General features: G+C 46.7%; 2 protein-coding genes and 3 pseudogenes. 3 read left to right on the top strand and 2 right to left on the bottom strand.

Annotation, left to right across the window (positions count from 1 at the left end):
* Nucleotides 1-276: 276 nt before the first annotated feature.
* A pseudogene (locus tag GWQ22_RS20995) lies at nucleotides 277-664 on the top strand (transposase); the annotation flags it as partial.
* A 90-nt stretch (nucleotides 665-754) separates the two neighbouring features.
* Here GWQ22_RS20995 and GWQ22_RS20990 read toward each other — a convergent pair.
* Both GWQ22_RS20990 and GWQ22_RS20985 read right to left on the bottom strand, forming a co-directional pair.
* Complete coding sequence (locus GWQ22_RS20990) at nucleotides 755-1234, bottom strand: hypothetical protein (RefSeq protein WP_275931560.1); 480 nt, start codon at nucleotides 1232-1234, stop codon at nucleotides 755-757.
* Nucleotides 1218-1985 carry a winged helix-turn-helix domain-containing protein gene (locus GWQ22_RS20985; RefSeq protein ID WP_275931559.1) on the bottom strand — a complete coding sequence of 256 codons (768 nt, stop codon included), beginning with the start codon at nucleotides 1983-1985 and terminating at the stop codon, nucleotides 1218-1220. The genes GWQ22_RS20990 and GWQ22_RS20985 overlap by 17 nt, the downstream gene beginning before the upstream one ends.
* Before the next feature lie 184 nt (nucleotides 1986-2169).
* Here GWQ22_RS20985 and GWQ22_RS20980 point away from each other — a divergent pair.
* Both GWQ22_RS20980 and GWQ22_RS20975 read left to right on the top strand, forming a co-directional pair.
* A pseudogene (locus tag GWQ22_RS20980) lies at nucleotides 2170-2424 on the top strand (transposase); the annotation flags it as partial.
* A 101-nt stretch (nucleotides 2425-2525) separates the two neighbouring features.
* A pseudogene (locus tag GWQ22_RS20975) lies at nucleotides 2526-3361 on the top strand (IS5 family transposase); the annotation flags it as partial.
* Nucleotides 3362-3511: the final 150 nt, after the last annotated feature.

Here is a 3511-nt window from a genome sequence, read left to right as displayed (position 1 = left end):
AGGGATTTGCGCTGCTGACGTTGGTAGCGAACAACGTGAAATTCAAGGACGGAGTAAAGGTGCTGGAGGAGTCAGACAGGAGTGCCGCCTGACCGACGCCATACACCAGATTTGACAATAGCTCGTATCAATGCATGAAGATATGTACCAAGGCCTGGGATCATACCCCGTATCCCGTGCCAGCTCATTGCGAATAACGGGCGTCAGGCTAATTGGCACTGGTGGAAGAAACGGGCCATCAGGGTATCGCCAAAAATCAACAAGGTCAGGTAGACGAAGCTCAGGCGCTATCGGCAAAGCTGGCGAAAACAGTTAGAGCAAGGGGCCGTGCTATGCTCGAAGCGCTACCGGGGGCGCTGTGATTGGCTTATCTAAGGATGACAAGATACTGTGGCGGTTTATGAGTGATGACAATGTCCCGCTGACAAACAACGAGGCGGAACCGAGCGCTGCGTGGCTATGTGCTGTGGCATAAAGGGAGCTATGGGGTGTGTTCACATCGAGGGGAACGGTTTCGCCAGCGAATACTGTCATGGGTGGAGACGGCCAAAAGAGTGGGGCCTTCTCCCCACAGGAGTGGCTACGCGCCATCGTCAGGGCTTGTATCGAGACAACAGATTACCCCATCCCTGCCGAATTGTGTGCATCAAGCCCCTGCCGGTGAACGGTTACAATTTTAATGCCTCCTTCTTCTCTGAATTTCATTCAGATTAAAAGAAAAAGTGCCCTATTTGATAACTGATTAGTAATAGGATTAATCGTCATTCACACAGAGAAAGCTTGCAATGCCATTCGACTCTACAATGTAGTTATGTTTATTTATACGGTAGATTGATATTAAAAGGTTACTGCCAACCGTAGACATAAAGGCAGGCAAGGGTACATGTAATTTATTTCTATCTACCTCATCAGCCATGCTTACTTCAATACCTGTGAAGGTTAAAACCAGACTGTTATCAATATCAGAGATGTTAAACAGTAATTTTCTGGCTAAATGAGAAGATACTCCATTTTCGGTAATCTTACCATTCAGGACCATAAATCCTTTGCTGTTATCAAAAGTGATATCGATATTTGACTTAATACTGTAATTTTTATTGTGCGTGTACTGTACACCATTGCAGTGAAGGGTTGCAACACTTTTCTCACCAATAAAGTGCAAATAAATGAAACTGCCTAAAACAATAAGCAAGACAGTGCCAGAAATCATAATATATTTAAGGTTGAGTTTCATCAAGTTCACCATGATTAATGAAAATTTCAGTTTTACAGTCGTTTTGCTCGGTGTAGTTTATATCATTCCTACATGATATTATTGATGTTGTCGGATGTCGGTCACTATAACTGATATAAACATAAGGGTAATTTTCACATTCCAAAGGGAGTGTTCTAATTAAGCTATTAACTCTCAGGTTGTTTTCTATGCTTTTATTTTCGGTGCTGTTAAAAACACTACACCCATTAATTTTCGATATAAACACAAAGTCCTTTGGGTAATGCGTAACCCTCCATGGCGTGCTGCTATAGTCATAAAACAAAATACCAAATAAAATAACAACCAGAGATGACAACAATATCAAATGATAAATTACAGGTTTTCTTTCTTTAGCTGGTTCAGTTTTATCTGGAGTGATCTCATTATTTTCAACATAATTTTCCACTACACTGGTAACCGTAAAAATAAATCCCTTACCCCTGATGGTTTTAAGTGATTCACTGGGAATGCCAGAGTCTTGAAGGGCTTTTCGCAACAGAGAAACATTCTGATACAAAGTATTTGGTGTTACATTTACACTATTTTCACCCCATACCATAGCATATAGTTCTTCTTGCGAAACTGCCACCCCCATCCTTGTGATAAAAGCTTCGAATAACTGTGCAGTTGGCATGTTAATTTTAATAGTATTCCCCGTTAAAGAAGACGATATATCACCACTTTCGGGGTAAAATAAAACGCTATCATTTATATTGTAACACTTAATCATCTCAATCGGCTTCCGATAACATCTATTAAAGCCTCATTATAGATAATTCACCATAATGCGCCACAATAATGAGAGGCTGTTTATCCTTTGAATGGGCGTTATTAGGCCTTGTTGCCGACATCGATGCGGCTTGAATGGAACCAACTTGAGACGTGGCAATCTGATCATTCAAGTCAGCATTCCAATGGGCAAGCCGCTTCACCCCATATACGACCAGCCTCTCGTCCACCGTGGCTCTCTTACCTTCTGGGTTGATGCGGATGCCATGAACAACGGGTTCCACCACGACCATCGCAGGCGACGGGGCCGCAGCCAGCTCTACACCGACCGGACCATTTGTACCTTCCTGATACTCAAGGGGATTTTAAGCCCCACCCTGCAGGCCGCACAAGGGTTATTTGGCTCCCGACCCCAGCTTATGAATGTTAATCTTTTAGCGCGAGTGGGTTGATATGGGCGTTTCCAAAATCGATGCGGCTTGAATGTAACTAACTGAAAATGTGGCGCTCTGATCACCACCATTCCCTTCAAGTCAGCATCATGGGCGAGTCGCTTCACCCCATCACCAACTGGTTTCAATACAACAAGCCTCTGATTAACCCTGGCTCTCTCACCTTCTGGGTGGATGCAGACGCCATGGACAACTGGTTCCACCACAACCATCACGGGCGACCGTGACGTAGCCAGCTCGACACCGACCAGACCATCTCTGCCTTCCTGATGTTCAAGGGGATTGTCAGCCCCACCCTGCGTGCAACAACGGGGCTACTCAACTCCCTGTTCGCGTTGATGAATGTGCCGCTATGTGCCCCCGATGACAGTTGCGTCAGCAAGTGATCCCGTACGGTGAAAGTGGCGTATCGGCAGCCATCGAAAGGGAAGGTTACCGACCTGGTTATCGATTCAACTGGCCTGAAAGCGTTTGGCGAAGGCGAGTGGAAAGCCAGAAAGCACGGCGCCGAGTCTGGCGCAAACGGCATCTGGCCGTTGACCCGGCAACCCACGATAGGGTGGCGGCGGAAGTTTCTTTAGAGAATGTCCATGATGCCGGGGCGTTACCGACATTGCTCAATCCCCTGCGGCGCCATCTGGGTGCCATTTATGCGGACAGCGCCTTTGACAGCAACGCCAGCCATCAGCTGATAGCGCACAGAGGGGCGACATCCGGTATCCCACCTCGCAAGAGCGCCGGGTGATGGAAAAAGGGACACGCGAGAAATGCGGCTGTACTGGTGATGCGAAAAGAAGGGCTGCCTCATTGGAAGAAGATATCGGGGTATGACCGTCGTTCGCTGGCGGAGACGACGATGTTTAGATTCAAGCAGTTGATGGCGGGGAGAGTCAGCCTGCGAAAATACAACGGTCAGGTGGGGAAGTGATGGCGTCTGTGACGCCATAAACAAACTAATGGAATGGTCGCCCCTCCCCAAAACGGCATCTAACGTGTCAAAGTGGCGAATGAAACTTTCCACTGATTGAGAGAGGCGACCGTGATGAACATTACAACGATTGGTATCGATCTGGCA

The sequence above is a fragment of the Aeromonas sp. 1HA1 genome (assembly GCF_029237385.1).
Lineage (GTDB): Bacteria > Pseudomonadota > Gammaproteobacteria > Enterobacterales > Aeromonadaceae > Aeromonas > Aeromonas popoffii.
The sequence above is the reverse complement of the archived record's forward strand: the minus strand, read 5'-3'. Positions and strand labels throughout refer to the sequence as shown.

Coding starts and splice junctions, on each gene's coding strand:
- GWQ22_RS20990 (WP_275931560.1), bottom strand. CDS start 1,234: ATGAAACTCAACCTTAAATATATTATGATTTCTGGCACTGTCTTGCTT.
- GWQ22_RS20985 (WP_275931559.1), bottom strand. CDS start 1,985: ATGATTAAGTGTTACAATATAAATGATAGCGTTTTATTTTACCCCGAA.